At 32.4% G+C, this 17,384-nt stretch carries 14 protein-coding genes; 9 read left to right on the top strand and 5 right to left on the bottom strand.

The window, feature by feature from the left end; translation table 11 throughout:
• Positions 1-388: 388 nt before the first annotated feature.
• The 4 genes from G6053_RS29485 to G6053_RS29500 form a co-directional block, all read right to left on the bottom strand.
• A complete protein-coding gene (locus G6053_RS29485; protein WP_165309404.1) occupies positions 389-970 on the bottom strand; it encodes a hypothetical protein in 582 nt (193 codons plus the stop codon).
• Positions 971-1,147: 177 nt separating this feature from the next.
• A complete protein-coding gene (locus tag G6053_RS29490) occupies positions 1,148-1,600 on the bottom strand; it encodes a hypothetical protein (protein ID WP_165309405.1) in 453 nt (150 codons plus the stop codon).
• Positions 1,601-1,618: 18 nt separating this feature from the next.
• Positions 1,619-2,563, bottom strand: coding sequence for a class I SAM-dependent methyltransferase (locus G6053_RS29495; RefSeq protein WP_165309406.1), 945 nt, complete (start codon positions 2,561-2,563; stop codon positions 1,619-1,621).
• Positions 2,564-3,008: 445 nt separating this feature from the next.
• Positions 3,009-3,932 carry an LLM class flavin-dependent oxidoreductase gene (locus tag G6053_RS29500; RefSeq protein WP_165309407.1) on the bottom strand — a complete coding sequence of 308 codons (924 nt, stop codon included), beginning with the start codon at positions 3,930-3,932 and terminating at the stop codon, positions 3,009-3,011.
• A 239-nt stretch (positions 3,933-4,171) separates the two neighbouring features.
• On the opposite strand from G6053_RS29500, the gene G6053_RS29505 reads away from it, so the two are divergent.
• The 3 genes from G6053_RS29505 (at position 4,172) to G6053_RS29515 (ending at position 6,122) form a co-directional block, all read left to right on the top strand.
• On the top strand, positions 4,172-4,804 hold the full coding sequence (locus G6053_RS29505; protein WP_346774515.1) for a glycosyltransferase: 633 nt from the start codon (positions 4,172-4,174) through the stop codon (positions 4,802-4,804).
• Positions 4,805-5,006: 202 nt separating this feature from the next.
• Positions 5,007-5,618: a hypothetical protein gene (locus G6053_RS29510; protein WP_165309409.1), complete on the top strand. Its 612-nt coding sequence runs from the start codon at positions 5,007-5,009 to the stop codon at positions 5,616-5,618.
• A gap of 39 nt (positions 5,619-5,657) precedes the next feature.
• A complete protein-coding gene (locus G6053_RS29515) occupies positions 5,658-6,122 on the top strand; it encodes a hypothetical protein (protein ID WP_165309410.1) in 465 nt (154 codons plus the stop codon).
• A 65-nt stretch (positions 6,123-6,187) separates the two neighbouring features.
• On the opposite strand, the gene G6053_RS29520 is transcribed toward G6053_RS29515, so the two are convergent.
• Positions 6,188-7,387, bottom strand: coding sequence for a glycosyltransferase family A protein (locus G6053_RS29520; protein ID WP_165309411.1), 1,200 nt, complete (start codon positions 7,385-7,387; stop codon positions 6,188-6,190).
• Between the two features lie 613 nt (positions 7,388-8,000).
• Between G6053_RS29520 and G6053_RS29525 the strand changes: the two genes are divergently transcribed.
• From G6053_RS29525 to G6053_RS29550, 6 genes are all read left to right on the top strand, one after another.
• The gene (locus G6053_RS29525; protein WP_165309412.1) at positions 8,001-10,391 is read left to right on the top strand and encodes an outer membrane beta-barrel family protein; all 2,391 of its coding nucleotides are present in this window, start codon (positions 8,001-8,003) and stop codon (positions 10,389-10,391) included.
• A gap of 373 nt (positions 10,392-10,764) precedes the next feature.
• Entirely contained in the window at positions 10,765-10,932 is a 168-nt protein-coding gene (locus G6053_RS29530) for a class I lanthipeptide (RefSeq protein ID WP_165309413.1), read from the top strand.
• Positions 10,933-11,020: 88 nt separating this feature from the next.
• Positions 11,021-11,824, top strand: a complete 804-nt coding sequence (locus tag G6053_RS29535; RefSeq protein WP_165309414.1) for a hypothetical protein — start codon at positions 11,021-11,023, stop codon at positions 11,822-11,824.
• A gap of 3 nt (positions 11,825-11,827) precedes the next feature.
• The gene (locus G6053_RS29540) at positions 11,828-13,045 is read left to right on the top strand and encodes a glycosyltransferase family 4 protein (protein WP_165309415.1); all 1,218 of its coding nucleotides are present in this window, start codon (positions 11,828-11,830) and stop codon (positions 13,043-13,045) included.
• A gap of 25 nt (positions 13,046-13,070) precedes the next feature.
• Positions 13,071-16,163, top strand: coding sequence for a lantibiotic dehydratase (locus G6053_RS29545; protein WP_165309416.1), 3,093 nt, complete (start codon positions 13,071-13,073; stop codon positions 16,161-16,163).
• A complete protein-coding gene (locus tag G6053_RS29550) occupies positions 16,156-17,367 on the top strand; it encodes a lanthionine synthetase LanC family protein (protein ID WP_165309417.1) in 1,212 nt (403 codons plus the stop codon). The genes G6053_RS29545 and G6053_RS29550 overlap by 8 nt, the downstream gene beginning before the upstream one ends.
• The last annotated feature ends 17 nt before the right edge of the window (positions 17,368-17,384 follow it).

The raw sequence follows: 17,384 nt of genomic DNA on the forward strand, positions 1-17,384 counted from the left end.
TGCACCAGGACGCTCTGCTGCTCAAATGTAATATTGTACTGGCTTCCGGTCTGAGCTCTATAATCATCCGATTTTATAAGCTTTGTAAAATTCCTTTTATAATACCATCCCAGATAAACGGGAAAGAAAATAAACGCAATAGTTGATAGAGTAAAAAATATAATTCCCATCTTTCTTTCAAAAACTGCAAATAATATACTTAACAGGAGCATTATTGTGCCAAAGATCAGCCGGCTATTCCGCCTTGATTTCCTAAAGTTTTCAGATCTGGACGCCTGATACAACAGAACGTTCAATTGGTCTTTCTCTGTTGAGATTAATTGTAACATTTCCATGCCCTAGCCATTTTATTTATCCATTCTGGAGAATCCAGTTTTGGAGAGATATATCAATATTGTACCCATAGCCCTTTTCTCTTCAGATATTTTACCATTTTATTCAGGGCAACAAACCATATAAGGGTAAATAATGCCATAAAAATCTGCCCTCTTGACCGGGTGCCTTCATCATATTCATTGATGGGTTTCTCTATCAGTATCCTGCTGTCCTTTATCAACTGATATATAAGTATATGATCTCCATAGGTCGAGAAAAACCGCTGGATCTTACCGCTTAAAGCTGGCGAGGTCGCTGTATTGAACTGTAGTTTAAGGTACTTGACAGTTATGCTGTCATTTTTACGCACATCAATACTTGTTTCACCGTCTATTCTCCATTTCGCATATGGTTCCTGGGAGATAATCTGAATAAAGCTGTCTTTGATCCTTTGTTTATTTACTGTCTTGGAGGTCTCATAGGATTTTATGTTCTGCACCTTAAAGTTTAGTTCTCTAAGATCATCCTTCGTAACATTATTGGTCTGGGCCAGGTTCCATTGGACGAAAAGATAAATGACAGTCATATATGGAACAAAAATAAGCAGGCTTATCATTAAGCCTCCATTTATCTCTTTCAAAACTTTACTTGGCATTTCCTGTTTATTTTTTTAAGATTTTTAGCTTCAATGTTGTTCTGCCAAAATTATGGATTTCACCATCCGGAAAAAATGGAGACTTAATATGCGCTGGATAAAGTTTATTATTCGCGAAATTTCAGCCACAGGTTGCCAGGATTTTTTCCAGTTTAACGTGAGCTCAGTTTGTTAATATTATTTTGTCAAAATCCAGACCTGTGTCTTTTCGTCATATTGACCGGCAATGTCATTATGTTTTAGTTCTTTTAACATCAGCGCGCTGCAGGGCATGCTTTTATCGGCTTCATTTCTAAATGTTATTTTGTCTATCAGATCGGGTTTAAGTTCTATATAAAATGTTCCGGTTTCTTCACGGTCTATATTTACAGCTATAAACTTCTCGTCTCTGTTAATGCTGAAATATACCTCTAACTTCTGTCCGTTGGGCAATATTTGATAGATTTTCAAGTCCTCTGCGGGATAGGGTGGATAATCTCCGAAAAGAAGGTCCTTTCCGTCTTCGTCCAGATAATTTATCCTGGTCAGTACCAACATGTCCAATTGCCCGCAAATGGTCTTCTCCTTTTTACATGAATTCGCGGAAACAAAAATCAATGCTAATAAAAGTAATATAGAATAGTTTTTCATAGCTATTTTCTCTTAGGATTAATACGATGGGTTTTTAATATGTGGGTTTTTCGGAATCTCGACCAATCTATATCCTTCCTCGATAAGGGATTTCTTCTGGGAATCCGTGGGCATATTCTTAAAAACGGCAATGGAAAGTGTCTGACTGGGCAGTATCCCCCAACAGGAAAAGAAATCACGTATTTTCTTTCTGAAAAGAATACGCCTGAAAGCCTTCTCCTTTCTATCAGCTTTGATATGTTCACTCCCCGGAAACCAAAAGTTGGGATTAAGTTTTTTAATAGCAATCATGGGAAGGTTGAGTCCAGCAGCAAATTTTTCAAATTCCCGTTCTGAAACCTTATAGACAAAGTTTCCCACCGTTTCATAGGAGAACCGATTTTTCCATATCTTATTGATCTTTCTGTCGTTGATTCTTCCAAGTAGATTGGCTAAATATAATAAGGTAGGCATTTTTGATATCGGATCCTGCGGTTCAATAATTATAATGGCTTTTCTGGCTACCCTGATCATTTCGTAGAGCGCTGCGTAGGGGCGTGGGAAGTGATGGTAGCTTTCCTTACAGAGTATATAATCTACACTATTGTCTTCCAACCTTAATGACTCAGCGTTTTGGGCGGAGAAATCCTTGATAAATCCTTGTTCATGGGAAACTTTCAGGAAACTGTCATCTAGGTCACTGGCGGTGACATCGTGGATATTTTGGTCAAGAAGGTAGCGCGCGTCATGTCCATAAGCATCGCCAAGGGTCAGCCATTTCGCATTTTTGTCCTTAGTGAAAGGATTCAGGCATTTGAAAAAAAGTTCCTGGAGCCAGTGATTTATACTTCCTTTATAGCTATTAAGTGACTTGATTACTTTTATCTTTTGTTCTTTTTCAGGATATAGGGTATTATACCAATTGGCATGGAGGTCATAGCTATGTTCATTGAATTGGTCCTGTTTTCGCAAATTATTTTCCATGATTAAGTTTGTCGTAGTTACATCATCTGATATTGATCAGACAAATAAATATTCTTCTCTTGGTCTTAACCTTGTCTTAGGTTTATTTATTGTAACGGATAATTATTTACAGACGCTACAGGTAAATTAAAATACAGGAGTAAAATTGATAATCATGGAGATGTTGGGCTGTATTTTTAGATATATGTATAGTTATAGGGCTATTTATCTGGATAATTAGCCTATTAGATATATAGCTTATCACTGCTAAAGTCAAATCTTTCCTAAAGTATACTCCTCAGTATACCAAAAATTGGCTTTATGCTATTGCTAAGCCCTGAGAGTATCCCCGGAGGATACTCAAAACCCCATTTTTGGTAAATGGGGCAAGAAAAGTAGGGCTCTGCCCAACTTCTGCTTGCTTCATTGTATCGTCCGACTATAGGTTTACACATGGCTTATTAAGTTATAAATCAAATTTTTTTGATATAATTTTTAAAGACTGTTTTTTTTGCTTTGGCTCTATTTGTTTGTTATAAAACACAAAGTCATCTATATTTAGTTTGTAACTAAGCTCTTTAACCTGTTCATAAAATAGATTAATATCTCCATAGATTTCATTAAAAGAATTGACGGGTTCAGTTTTTTTTATTATACTCCATTTACCATAGATATTTTCAGAGCTTTTGAAACAAGCTCCAGCAAATGCGATACTAATTTTCGGGAGAATATTTAAGCGTTTTATATAGACTTCTCTTAATTTTTCAATCCGCTGAGCCATGGATTGTATTGTCAGATTTGGTGTATGAAAGAATGAAAAACAATAATTTAATTTCGACAACTGATTATCTTGGATTTCTTGTGGTAATGTAGCGCTTAAATACCATAACTCAGGAAGCCTACCATCAATTGGGGGTATGAAAAGTTCGGGACTAGTTTTAATATCCTCAGAAGAATAGTGATAATATTCCATTAATTGTCTAAAATTACGTTCAAACTTTTGGGATATTAATAGTTCATCATTCATAGTGCTTTGAGCTAAAAGCCCTTCAATCTCTGGCTCTATCCCTCCTTTTGCCAAACCTAGATGAATCCTATCCGGAAACAAACTGCTAAGCATCTTATAATCTAACACAGTTCTATAAACATTTCTATAGGATAACAATATTCCAGCTGTACCAATTGATATTTTATTTGTAGAACCTGCTAACAGTGGTAGAAGAATATCAGGATTATACCATTGAGATCTCGCTAAATAATGCTCGCCTATCCAAAATCTTGAAAAGTTATATTTATCCGCTTTTTGCGCATAAGGAATAATATCATCGACAATACTTTGTACTCCATTAAAAGATCCTAATTCCAATATACTTAATGTTAGTTTTTCCATAATTTTTAGATAGCTTAGTTTTGATCTACAAATTAGTTTATATCTAAGTAGGAATTGAAAATATGTGACGGAATCCTACCATACTGCAATGTAAATTTGTTTGCTTTGGATGTTATAAATATAATGATCTGATTATGTTGAATAAATTTCCAACGGTCTTAATGAAATCCTTTTTCTTGTTTCCGATTAAATTTATTATTTTCAAGGCAATGTTGCAATTACTTTGAAAAATTATTTATATGGTTCCCCAAATTATACATCAAATTGTTGGTCAGAAACCTTCCAGTTTAGTAAAAGATTGTATGGAAAGCTGGAGAAAGCTAACTTATTCTGGTTTCGAAATAAAATACTGGGATGACAATCATTTGTTGGAATTAATCGAACGTAGACATCCATCAGTGGTCAATACTTTCTTATCAGCAAGAAATCACGCAGAGGCGGCAGATATTGGAAGATACATTATTATTTACAACGAAGGGGGGTATTATTGCGATTGGGATATAAATTTAAATGATAAAGATCTATTTCTTGAACTCGTACGGCAGACACCGAATGGATACTTATTATTAGATCCAGCGAATAACGTCCCAGCTGCTGAACATTTTTCCGGAACCAAAAATGAACCATTTCTTCTATCTATTATCAACGATATTGTTGAGACGTATAATAGAGGCGAACAGGATCTAATGTTTACTCCCCAATACTCTGGTCCATATAGAATGCTAAACTCTTTATTAAAACATAGGAATTCTTTACAGGATCTTTTAAATGTTAAGGAGGTGTTCGAATATGACTACGTTGAAGCAAAGGCTGCGACGGAATTTCAGAAATCAGGAATTATGACTCATTATTGGGAGCATTCCTGGTTTTAATAAGGTGTGATAAAAAGTCGTTCCCTTCGTTTTTTTATACTGATTAATATATTGATTTGTCTATGATCTGCTCCCTAACGTGTAATTAGATTGTTCGACCAACTAAAAATATTAATATAATTAATGAGTAGCTTAAAGCGAATGAGAAACCTTTTTTGTGTTGATTAATTAATTATTTCATTGACAAGAATAAAAAATAGATATGATATTTCATCCTTCAGGTTTAAGACAGTGTACTTATGAAAGTACTGATAAAGAAATTCAATTCTTAAGAACTCAATGGCAATTACATGTTGCAAATATCCCAAGCTATCCACAATTTAAATATCAAGGAAAAGGAATTGTGTATACCGCAGGGGGAGTTACATATGGCATTTGTGCATGGGTATCAATTTCAAATTTGAGAAGCCAAGGATGTTCTCTACCGATAGAATTGTGGTATATGGGGAGTGAATTATCTGTAGAAATGATTAATTTATTTAAATCTTTAGATGTTGAATGTAGAAATTTTCATGATTATGGTGTGTTCGAATCGAAAGGATTTATTCTTAAACCACTTGCCATTCTCCATTCAAATTTTGAAGAGGTACTCTTTTTAGATGCGGATAATATTTGTTATGGATCTCCCCATACGTTATTTGAAGATGAAAACTATAAGAAATTTGGAACAATTTTTTGGCCGGATTATTGGTATACGGGCGAGGACAATCCCATGTGGAAAATTGTAGATTCACCCTATGACAATATACATGAACAGGAAAGCGGACAGATTTTGATTAATAAGGAGAAATGCTGGAAACCACTTAATCTTTGAATCCACTTTAATAAATTAGGTAACGAATATTATTATAAAATGATTCTTGGTGATAAAGATACTTTCAGGTTTGCATGGATAGCTCTTAAAATAGATTTTTACATGGTTGAATATTACCCTGATTCTTGTGGTATAATTTCTGATAATGGCGATTTTTATGGAAATACAATAGTGCAATATAATTCAGATGGAGAACTTTTCTTTCTTCACAAGAACTTATTAAAATGGGATATAACACATGACAATGAAATTACTTGGCAAAAGATCAAAAGTTTCACCCATGACGCACAAATTCAACAAACAATCTTTGTGAAAAATGATACAGGTTTGATATCTCTTGATTTTGTTGGAGATGTTGAATTAATGGATTTCAGAGATAACTATGGGACAATTGAAGATATTTGTAATACACATTTGCGATATTTAAGAAATCTGCCCGAATTTTATCATTTTCTACTATTTTCTCACTTTGCCGAAAGAAGATATTTGAATGAAAGGAATTAAATCTTGATAGCAAATTTTAAAATCGTTATTTGGCACAATTGATAGCTGCAATCTGATTTTTAATATTATAAGTTTAAAGACTTAGTAAGTGGGATTTTGTTGCGAATAATTTTTTCTCCTCGGTACTGTTCTTCCCGACTAATATTATGATCATTATTGGAATGGAATCTATATTCGTACAGTACGCTTTCGATAAATCTTATTCTTTCAAACCCAGCAATTTCCATCAGGGGAAATAACAAAGCCATGTCATATGGCATTTTCAAAAAGTCTAAATTCAAATCTTTCAATTGTAAAAATCTTGGATCTAGTCTTTGATATTCTTTAAATAGTTTGTAGCGAAATGTACGTAGATGCGACACCTTCCACTCGCTTTTTCTTAATGTAGAAAATTCTTCAATAGAATAAGGAGTTCCTTCGCAAATATAATTACCTAAGACTCTCACTGAACCATAAGTGAATAACAAAGATTCATCATTGTATAGTTGATTGATTATCGTGAATACATAATCGTGTGGAAGTATATCATCAGCATCTATTAAACAAATAATGTCGTCATCACCAAAGTCCCGACGTAAAAGTGTATCAACGATATTTTTAAGCGCAAACTGGCGTATTGGATTCTCAATTAATGAAAATCTGGAATCCGTTATAAATTTGCTGATTCCGCCATCTGTAGAAGCGTCATCTATAAGATGAATGTTAAAATCCGAATATTTTTGTTTTTCAACAGTAGTGATGTATTCATCTATAAATAATGAGACATTTCTAAAAGGTGAAATAACATGAATTTTAAAATTTTTAAAATTGTGGGAATCATGTTTTAGGATTGCAAACGAATCAGGAGCAAGAATCTTGCAAAAAGATAACCAATTCTGGTTTTCTATATTACCAATATTATCTATAAGGGAAAGAGCTAAATTGAATATAGGCCTAGTCAATATAAATGAAGAAATCGATTTGATATCATAAACTACAGCAATATTTTCATCAATTGATAAAAGCGACCCACACTCAACATTTATATAGTAAAAGTATATCCCTTGATCAACGAGGTCATTTATTATATTATCATAAGAAATTGACTTGGACAAATTGTTTTCATTATCTTCTACTTTGCAAAAAATAACATCTTCTTCAGCATCTATAGCCCAGAGAATTGAAGATCGTAAATTATGTAGAATCGTTCGCAGGTCTTGTTGGTTTTGCCTATCGATGGATAGGGGATTTCTATCAAAATCGTATAGCTTAACTATTGGAATCATCTTTATTCTTTAAAGTTTATAATTGATAAAGGTCACTGTTTTAATATTTTTAATTGACTTAAGCTAAGTTATCATTAGAGTTTATAAATTCCAAAATAAAAATTTTCTATCATAGAATGAATTTAAAGCATAATAATATTTAAATAAACAAAATTCTATAAATTATTAGACCGTAATCTTTATTATTGACCATGTATATGTCTTTACTTCATAAATACAACTTTACTGTTCATATGGCATACCTGTATGTTCTTACATGTCGACAAGAATATATTAAGTAATCATTAAGTAAAGCTTTTAAAGTGATTTTCGTTAATTAATGTTAAAAAAACTATATAACTGATAGGGGGAATAATGAGATTATAGAAAATATAATACCTTTGGAGCGATTCAATATGTGCTTTTGCTACAAATTTAAACTGATTGTTATGGAACTCAACCTTATATTTTTGATGCCAATATTACATTGCAAAAAATTGTTAAAAGCTAGCTGTTTGAAATTGTCTGTAGAGGATCAAACTAAAAATTTCTAGAATATTAAATTATATTTCCGGCAAACGTAGCTCTACCAAAAGAGCTTTGTTGAAATAATCATTTCTATAAATCAAATATAATGAACAAAATTTTACTGCTTATACTTCTTAGTTGCGCTTCAGTTCAGACAACATTTGGGCAAACGGACAAACATTGTTTAAAAGGGAAATTGTTGAACAAGGGTAATCCAGTTTCTTTTTCTACTATTAAGCTTAAGAACTTGTCAAATGAGAAATCAGTTAATGGTACCACTTCGAATGAAGGAGGTGATTTTAAAATCGTTGACATTTCATCTGGTCAATTTTTACTTAGCATATCTTCTTTAGGTTTTAAGGAATATAGAGACACCTTAAATTTCATTGAGGATATTAATCTAGGTTCAATTAACCTAGATGAGAGTTCGGAATATATTGATGAAGTGACAGTGTCTGTAAATCAGCCCAAAATTCGCAGAGAAAAAGATAGATTAATTATGGATTTTTCAAAAGAGATAATAGGGGAAAATTCTCTTACGTTAGTGAATAGGCTACCTGGGGTTTTTGTTCTGGGTGAATCAATTTCAATAAAAGGAGTCTCGGGTGGCCGGGTTATGGTGAACGATAAGTTTATTAACTTATCCGGTGGAGATCTCACGCAATATCTTTTAAGTTTACGATCAGAAGATATAGAATCAATCGAAGTTATATATCAAGCTTCAGCAAAATATGACGCCAGTGGAGGCGGTGGAATCATTAATATAAAGCTGCGAAAAAATATCGAGGAAGGACTTAATGGCCGTTTAGGTCTGGACTATTCAAAGGGTTTAGGCAAGTTTCCAGGATATTCCCCTTCTACTTCCTTTAAATATAAGCGGGGGAGGTTTTCAACAAACTTAAATCTATCTTATTCAAAAGATAAACAGTTTGAACAATTAGATCAAAGTAGAAGTATGCTTGACTCTTCTAGATACATCGCAAATAATTATGATGAATCAACCTACAGAAAGAAAAATATAAGGTTTTCCACTAATTATGCCATCAGCGAAAGAAGTAACATTGGAATTGAATATACAGGAATGTTCAGTGAGCTAAAAGACACATTGTCTTCCAATTCACAATTACTAATGAAGGATAATATTAACAATATTAATTCTTTAGGTATCTTCTCGAGTTTGTCAAAGACAAATTTCTCTAATATTGGCTTAAATTACACTTGGGAGATGGATAGTGTTGGATCCAAATTACAAATATTGGGTGATTTTGTATATAACGGAAAAAGAAATAAAAATGAAACAAAGAGTAGTCAATATCGGGACGGAAGACACCTCTCCGATACCGCTTTTATATTTTCAAATCCCAACAATGTTAAAATTACAACCGGAGATTTAAAGTATGAAAAGGTAATAGGAAAGACGTCGGTTTTTTCTGTAGGATCTAAAATATCAAATACTAAAATTGAGAATAACAATTCATACGATTTCGCAAATCTGAATAAAGCGGATATTGGTAGATTTAACTTTACCTATAATTATAATGAACTTATAACAGCCGGCTACTTATTGCTAGAAACTAAATTTAAAGGAATTGATTTTAATTTTGGGGTGAGGGGAGAACATACCGATATAAAGGGCAAGGTTTATGGAGCCGATCAAGATACCTCGATAACCCCATCTTATTTTGATTTCTTTCCTTCTTTTAGCAGTCAATATGAATGGGGAGAAAATTCTAAAAATGTTCTGATATTATCTGCTAATAGAAGAATAGACCGACCTTCGTATTTAGAATTGAATCCTTATAGATATTTTATAGATAATTATACTACCCAAACTGGGAATCCATATCTGACTCCGCAATATACTACAACTGCTGATTTAGGATACCTTTTTAAGCAACGCTATTATCTGTCATTAGGAGTTTATAAAACGACAGATGTTATGAACCAAGTTTTTATAACTAACACGAATGACGCAACGATGCTTATAACAAAACAAAATTCAGGAAAAAAGAATGGAATGAATTTGACCTTGAGCATACCTCATGACTTTTTTCCTTGGTGGAACACATATAATAATTTTCAATTAAACAGGGCTAAGATAAATGCGCCTAATTTTTCATTTGTAAACAATTCACTTTTGGTGCAGACAAATCATACCTTTTCATTTCCTAAAAATTGGCAAGCTTCTTTGAATGCATTTTACACCAATGGAATGGTTGAAGGTAACATAATTACTGATGATATTGCAAGCGTAGATTTAGCAATACAAAAAGGAGTATTAAAGGATAAACTGCTTATTAAAGCTTCAGTAAGCGATTTATTTTATACCAGTGGCTATACTGCTAATAGTCACTACAATGATGATATAATAAGAATAAAAAAGAGGCAACAATCTAGGATATTCTCAATTTCGCTATCTTATAATTTTAATTTCGGTCAGATCTTTGAATTGAAGGATTTAACAAAGAGTAATGTTGATGAAAAGAACAGATTGTAAAGTTGAGAAGCTATTTTCGTATACCCTATGTAGATCTTCTATCGACCTCCTAGTCTCCAGATTATGATAAATATTTAAATATGACAAAAACAATGTTTCGGAGATCAGTAATAAGTTCAATAAGTAAAAATTGTTGTATCAAAAAAAATACACTGTTAAAATTAACAGGTTTTCATTTTTTTCTTTCTAAGAATCTATCAATTTATAAGCAGTAATACAGTATAAATGGATTAATTCCTATTTATTAATAAAAATAATCTAAAAATCTTAAAAAAAATAACTTGCACGAATATAAATATTTTTATTATCTTAGAGTAAATCACAAAATCGGTGATATTTATTATAATTATTTCTAACATTTAAATTTTATCTTATGAAAAAGCAAGAGAAAAAAAAGCTTGTTCTAAACAAAAGAAAAATTGCAAATTTGTCTAATGATGAATTGAGCAACTTGTACGGTGGTAATGCTGCTCCACAAAAGATAAGTATTTATACTTCAGCTATTTCAATTAACCCTAGAACAACTAGTAATAGATGCTAATTGAACTTTAAAAATATCGTTGTGTTTTGATTGTTATAATTGAAAACACGACGATATTTTCTTATTCCTAACCCATTCTTAATTTAATATGCCAATTGAAAATCAATTAGTAGTTGATTATTTTTTAGATATAGTCTGTAGAGCTCCATTAACATTTCCTTCCCATCTATTAGATGGAAATGGATTAACAGCGATTAATATTTTGCATATTTCAGAATATTTAAACAGTAAAGAATTGTACAATTTTGGATTTGAATTATTTGAATTTTGTATTTCTCGTGAGTTGTCAATTTCCACTAAACACTGCACTCCGCTATCTTTTCTTAACGGTGATATTGGTATTTATTTGGCCATTACGCATCTTATCGCTAACGATACAATTGATTTTGATTTGGAATCGTTGAATGAGTACATTATTGATAAGATTCACCACCATATTGATAACAATAATATGAGTAGGTATGATCATCAAGGCCTAACATATTTGATCCATGGATATCACAATTATGATATGTTAAATCAAAATTTGTCTGTCAAAAAGCTTGTAGATAAAGCTAAACAGATCTTGTGCTGTAAAAATAATATAGGATACACGGATTTCTGTTTCCCTTTGAAAATGGATATGTACGAATCTGATTTCCCCAAATTCTACTTTGAAATTTTGCAGTTTGCTGCGGGCCAATATAATACGAATATAATAGACCTTAATTCTAAAAGACAAATCAAAGAGATTTTTTACAAAATTGTTGGTGATGATCTTTTCTTTTCAACACGTGATAAGCTATTTCATTTAAATCAAGTGATCTTGGCTATTTGCAGTAAGAGCAGTTGTTTCGATTTTTTGTACTGGAATGCTTTTAAAAATGATGTGACCGAACAAAAATTACATTAATATATGTCAAGAAAAAGAATTTTTCTCTTAGCTTCAGTGGGTCTAGGGCAAGAATATGGATTAAAGACCTATATTAATACTTTAACGAATGAAGCTCGAAAATATGGTTCAAAAATTGAAATAATCGTGGTAAACATTCGATTCAGTGATTGCTTAGAGTCGGCTGAAACTAATATTGAGGGTAATGTAAGCTATGTAATCATTCCTGTCCTATGTTCGGAAACAGATTTTTGGGATGATCCGATTTATTTAAAAGGTTTTTTGGCTTGGATAGGAAATAGGTTTTCACTCAAAAACGACGATATCTTTCATTTTAATTCATTTTCCGGATTGGATATTGCCTTTTTGCTAAAGAATGATTTTGGAGTAAAGATCATATACACAGTTCATTTCTCAACGTGGAAAAGTTATTTCGAAAATGAGGGAGAACTGGAGTCGAACTGGCTTAAGGCTTCAAAAATTAAAAAGAGACAATGGCATTATCTAGAAATTGAGTTTCAAATGCTAGAAATATCGGATAGTATAGTTTGTCTTTCAAAAGAAACTGAGAGGATTTTATCTACTATATTCAAAATTGATGAGAAGAAACTTTTATATCTACCAAATTTCCTTCCGGAAAAAACTAAGAAGTTAGTTGATAATACATTATTGACAAGCTTAAGAACCGATACTAAAATTATTATGTATTGCGGCAGAATGGACGATGATAAAGGAATTCGTGAATTGTTGGAAGCGTGCAATAATTTATTTGTCAATAATAAAGATTGTACACTCCTACTAGTAGGCGGGGGGGATATCAGTCATCTCTTAGGTGGTCTTCCAAATTTATGGGAGCGTTTAATTTATACAGGTTATATTACGGATAGAAAGGTTTTGGACAATATAATAGCCCTTGCAGATATTCAAGTCCTAGTTTCACGGCACGAGCAGAGCAGCTTCACACTTTTGGAGGGATTGAGAAGTAAAAATGCGATGATAATCAGTGATATTCCTGCATTCGAAGATATTGATGATTGTATTTGCATAAAGATAACGGAAAGTACATCCAGTTCAATGTCGAAGCAATTGGAGGAAAAGCTCAGTATCCTGTTGGAGAATACTGATTTGATAGAGGAATTGGGGCATAAGGGATATTCTTATTTTATGGAAAATTTAACAGCAGATAAAAACTTTCCTGTTTTGTGTAAATATGCTTATGGAATCCGAGACTTAGTCGGTTAACTAATTATTTTAATAAACCAACAATATGAGAAGATTTAAGCACTATGGAAAAGCTATATTACGGGTTCCACTCAATAGCTTCCTGTTAAGTAATAATTTATCAGATTACAGGGATAATAAACTTTTCATGGAAGGTGTATATCTTTCGAGCAAAGAGTTTTACAAGATTATCGATACCAATATTTATACAGTCAATGATAATGGGAAAAATGATCAGACTAGACAATCTTTATTAAAATACTGGAATCGGAGCTGTACTCGGTGTACTCCTTTTGGAACGTTTGCTTCCACATCTATAATTGATATACTCCCCACAGAAAGTCGGGTTGTCCTTGATCCTCAAAATAGATATCGAAGATCTCGGATTGATATGGAATACCTATCATCTATTATCGAGTCACTTTTGCAAAACATTGAGTCTAAAAGAAATGTCAAATGGTATATCAATGATAGCCTTTATAGAGGAACAAATTTTCTTCGATATATTGATTGGAATGTAAAAAATAATAATCGAACATACGGATTAAACACTGTTGAAACTACTGATTATCTTGATTTTATAATAGAATTAGCAGCTTCAGGTTTAAAACTGGATGAAGTGATCTCTATATTGAAAATAAAATATGATTTACACTCCGAAGAAATTTGGGAGTATATTGATGAATTGATTAATGCGAGGATTCTTGTTCCAGAAATTGGGGCAATGGTAATCCAACCTACCCCTTTCTATACATTAGAAAAAATAGTAGAAATTGTACCAGGTGATCGAGAAAAAAATTCAATTAAACAATTGCTTACTATCCTAAAAAAACTTGAAGTTAATGCAGTAATTGATGATTACGAAAAAATCAATGATATTTTAAAAGACATTTCTCCAGAAGTAGGAAAAGTCGAAAATACAATTCAAACCGATATGTTCTTAAATGTTGAGAAGGGGGCATTGAACGAAAAAGATATTGACAAGATAATAACCCAAGTAGAGGAAACTATGGCTTTGTCAAAAGATTATAAATCTTCGACATTGGACGAATTTATGAGACGGTTTACGGAACGGTATGACGATAATGAAATCTCTCTATTACATGCATTGGATTCGGATATTGGAGTAGGTTACGGAACTTTTTCAGATTTATCTATTGGCAGTTCAGATATTTTAGACAATTTACCGGTTTCTTACCCTACAATAAAAGGCGGTTATGATTCTGCTGTCGATAAATTTGTAATTAAAAAATTCAATGACTTTCTGAATGGGAACGACGATATTATAAATATTGGGGAGGAGGAGCTTAAGAAGTTAGAATCTGAATTAGATAACAATAAAAGCCCAAATAGTACTTATATAATGGGTACTTATTACCTCCAAAGAGAGCATGGGTTCAAATTTGATCTAACATCAATAGGCGGATCATCAGGAGCAAATTTGCTGACAAGATTCTCTTATGGCGGTAAAGAATTTTTGGAACTAATAAAAGAGATTACAGATAAAGAGTCTGAATTTATAGGAACTAATAATGCTTGTAATGCTGAAATCGTTCATCTACCCGACTCCCGCTTAGGTAATATTCTGATGCGACCATCAATTAGAGATTTTGAAATTACATTTTTAGGTAATTCAACTTCAGATGAAAGCACTAAAATTAAACTTTCCGATTTATATGTTAGTGTTCGCAATGGTACAGTGTTTTTGAAAAGTAAAAAGCATAATCGTTATATTGTGCCTAAATTAACCAGTGCCCATAATTACGAGTATAAAAGTCTACCGTTTTATAAATTTTTATGTGACCTGCAACAACAAAATAGATCTACCCCCGTAGTTTGGGACTGGGGTATACTATCTGATAATCGGTACTTACCAAGAGTAGAATACAAAAATTTGATACTTGCCAAGGCAAGATGGAAAATTATTTTTGAGGACATATTCGTTGGAAGTGCTACTCTCCCAAAAGAAAACGAGCAAAAGCTTAAAGATTTTATTGTTACCGCTAATATACCAAAGAAAGCTTTACTGGTTGAGGGAGATAATACTTTACTGCTAGATTTTGAATCGGAAGATTGTATTGATATACTATTAAAACATTTGATTACAAAAAAGACGGTTATTCTGTGTGAATATCTATCGTCAGTTGAAAATTCAATTATAGAAGATAACAGTTCATTTTATTATAATAACGAAGTTATAATACCAATTTATAGCTCAACTCCATCTCAGGAGTTCTTTCCTAAACCAGCAGTCAACACAACTGTAAAAAGAAGATTTTTAATTGGTGAAGAATGTCTTTTTATTAAAATTTATGGTGGGCCGGAGAGCCTAGATCAAATTCTTGTAGACAGATTAGCCTCCTTTATTCTAGCCAAATCAAATTACTTTGAGAAATTCTTTTTCATTCGCTATAAAGACGAATTTAATCATTTAAGGCTACGTTTCTTTCAAAGTGACAAAAGAACCCTCTCGGAATTTCAGGAGACCTTAACCGAATTTCTAAATCACTTGGTTGATGCTGAATTTATCCATTCATGGACAATTGATGTTTATAATCGAGAATTAGAACGGTATTTTCCCGAAAATATAGATATTTCTGAAACCTTATTTCATTACGATTCGTTAACTGTTCTAGAAGCATTAAAATCGGTAAGAGGGGAGCCTGAAGAAGAAAAATACAGACTATTGATTGGACTCTTAGGCTTTTTAAATTACCTAGACATGTTCAACTTAAACTTAAATGAAAAACATGAGTTTGCTAAAAAGGGAGCAAACGATTTCTACCAAGAATTCGGCGGTCAAAAAATACTGCAAAAAGAGATCAACAAAATGTATAAGATATTTCAAAAAGATATTCTGTCTTTTCTTTCTGATGAGACAAGTGAGGAATATGGAATTTTTTTGAAAGAAAGTTTCAGCTTGTATTACGAACAACTCGGGGTTATTTCAACGGAGATCTTAAAGAATATTTCTAATCACAAAGCGACAGGTTCTATAAAAAATAATCTAATTTCTAGCTATGTACATATGTTCATAAATCGGCTATTTATAAATCAACAAAGAAAATGGGAAATGATTATCTATCATTTTATGGAGCGATATTTTCTATTCAAATTAAAAACTAATCCTAATGGGTGAAAGTATTACAAATTCGCAGGTGGTTCAAATTATCTACAGAATTAAGGAAACATTACAAAAGAAAAGATTTAACGATATTTCACTAATGGATGGACTTCCTGGTTCTATTTTGTTCAATTTTCACTTTGGAGAGTTATTCAATTGCAATCAAAGCACTGCTTTTAGTGAAAAAAGTGCTACACACCTAGTCAGTAAATTCAATGATTTGGAAAGTTTCCCTTTTGGTTACGGTAATGGTCTTACTGGTGTTTTATCTTTCTTTAATTATATGTCTGACAAAACAGATATATATTCTGGTTTATTAGACGACTCACTAGACAGATTGGTTGCTGGATATATGATGGAACGGTATAACAAAGGGGATTATGACTATATGTATGGAGGAGGAGGAGGAATGAAATATCTATTAGAAAGATATGAAAAGTACCAGCATGAATATCTAAAGAATTTAATAACGCAAGGTGTGAAAGTGCTATTAAATGATCTTCGGATAGATGATAATGTCGCTTTTTGGAATATTTCAAAACGAGACGATATTAATTTGATTTACAGTAAGCCTATTAATATTGGTTTTGCACATGGGATCCCTGGAATTATATCGCTATTATTAGATTGCGTCCAATTTGATATCTATAAAAATGAAATTCAGAAAATCTTAGAGCAAGTCTTTAGATTCATTTTGAAATATCGAAATATATCTGGTTTATCTCAGTTTCCGAAATATGCCAATATAATAAATGGTAATGATAATTTCTCTCCTCTAGCATGGTGTTATGGTGATATAGGTATCAGTATTAGTTTATTGAAATACGGAGCAGTTTGCACCAAGGAGGAATTCTTTGAAATCGGTAAAAATATCGCGCTTCAAACTTGCGATCGACATTCTGTGCGAGACAGTGGTGTATTGGATACGGGTTTCTGCCACGGAACTTCAGGCCTGTCTTACCAATATAATGTATTACACAAATATACTGGTCATTCGGATTTCTTGAAATGTCAGGAGTATTGGATGAAAAAAACAATCGAATATTCTAACTTTGACAAACATAGTGCAGCAGGCTTTAGAATGTATGTTGATGAAGATTTATGGCAACCGTCATTTGGTCTACTTAATGGCATCGCTGGTATAGGATTAACATTTTTGAACTATATTGAGCCTGAAATGGCAGATTGGGGAACATTTTTTAATTTGTCTAAACTATAGTGGATATCGTTATTGAA

It is taken from the genome of Sphingobacterium sp. DR205 (assembly GCF_011064245.1).
Classification (GTDB): Bacteria; Bacteroidota; Bacteroidia; order Sphingobacteriales; family Sphingobacteriaceae; genus Sphingobacterium; species Sphingobacterium athyrii.

What these genes read in the sequence shown, in the direction of transcription:
- G6053_RS29485 (WP_165309404.1), bottom strand. Translation starts at nt 970, where the DNA reads ATGCCAAGTAAAGTTTTGAAAGAGATAAATGGAGGCTTAATGATAAGC.
- G6053_RS29490 (WP_165309405.1), bottom strand. Translation starts at nt 1,600, where the DNA reads ATGAAAAACTATTCTATATTACTTTTATTAGCATTGATTTTTGTTTCC.
- G6053_RS29495 (WP_165309406.1), bottom strand. Translation starts at nt 2,563, where the DNA reads ATGGAAAATAATTTGCGAAAACAGGACCAATTCAATGAACATAGCTAT.
- G6053_RS29500 (WP_165309407.1), bottom strand. Translation starts at nt 3,932, where the DNA reads ATGGAAAAACTAACATTAAGTATATTGGAATTAGGATCTTTTAATGGA.
- G6053_RS29505 (WP_346774515.1), top strand. Translation starts at nt 4,172, where the DNA reads ATGGTTCCCCAAATTATACATCAAATTGTTGGTCAGAAACCTTCCAGT.
- G6053_RS29510 (WP_165309409.1), top strand. Translation starts at nt 5,007, where the DNA reads ATGATATTTCATCCTTCAGGTTTAAGACAGTGTACTTATGAAAGTACT.
- G6053_RS29515 (WP_165309410.1), top strand. Translation starts at nt 5,658, where the DNA reads ATGATTCTTGGTGATAAAGATACTTTCAGGTTTGCATGGATAGCTCTT.
- G6053_RS29520 (WP_165309411.1), bottom strand. Translation starts at nt 7,387, where the DNA reads ATGATTCCAATAGTTAAGCTATACGATTTTGATAGAAATCCCCTATCC.
- G6053_RS29525 (WP_165309412.1), top strand. Translation starts at nt 8,001, where the DNA reads ATGAACAAAATTTTACTGCTTATACTTCTTAGTTGCGCTTCAGTTCAG.
- G6053_RS29530 (WP_165309413.1), top strand. Translation starts at nt 10,765, where the DNA reads ATGAAAAAGCAAGAGAAAAAAAAGCTTGTTCTAAACAAAAGAAAAATT.
- G6053_RS29535 (WP_165309414.1), top strand. Translation starts at nt 11,021, where the DNA reads ATGCCAATTGAAAATCAATTAGTAGTTGATTATTTTTTAGATATAGTC.
- G6053_RS29540 (WP_165309415.1), top strand. Translation starts at nt 11,828, where the DNA reads ATGTCAAGAAAAAGAATTTTTCTCTTAGCTTCAGTGGGTCTAGGGCAA.
- G6053_RS29545 (WP_165309416.1), top strand. Translation starts at nt 13,071, where the DNA reads ATGAGAAGATTTAAGCACTATGGAAAAGCTATATTACGGGTTCCACTC.
- G6053_RS29550 (WP_165309417.1), top strand. Translation starts at nt 16,156, where the DNA reads ATGGGTGAAAGTATTACAAATTCGCAGGTGGTTCAAATTATCTACAGA.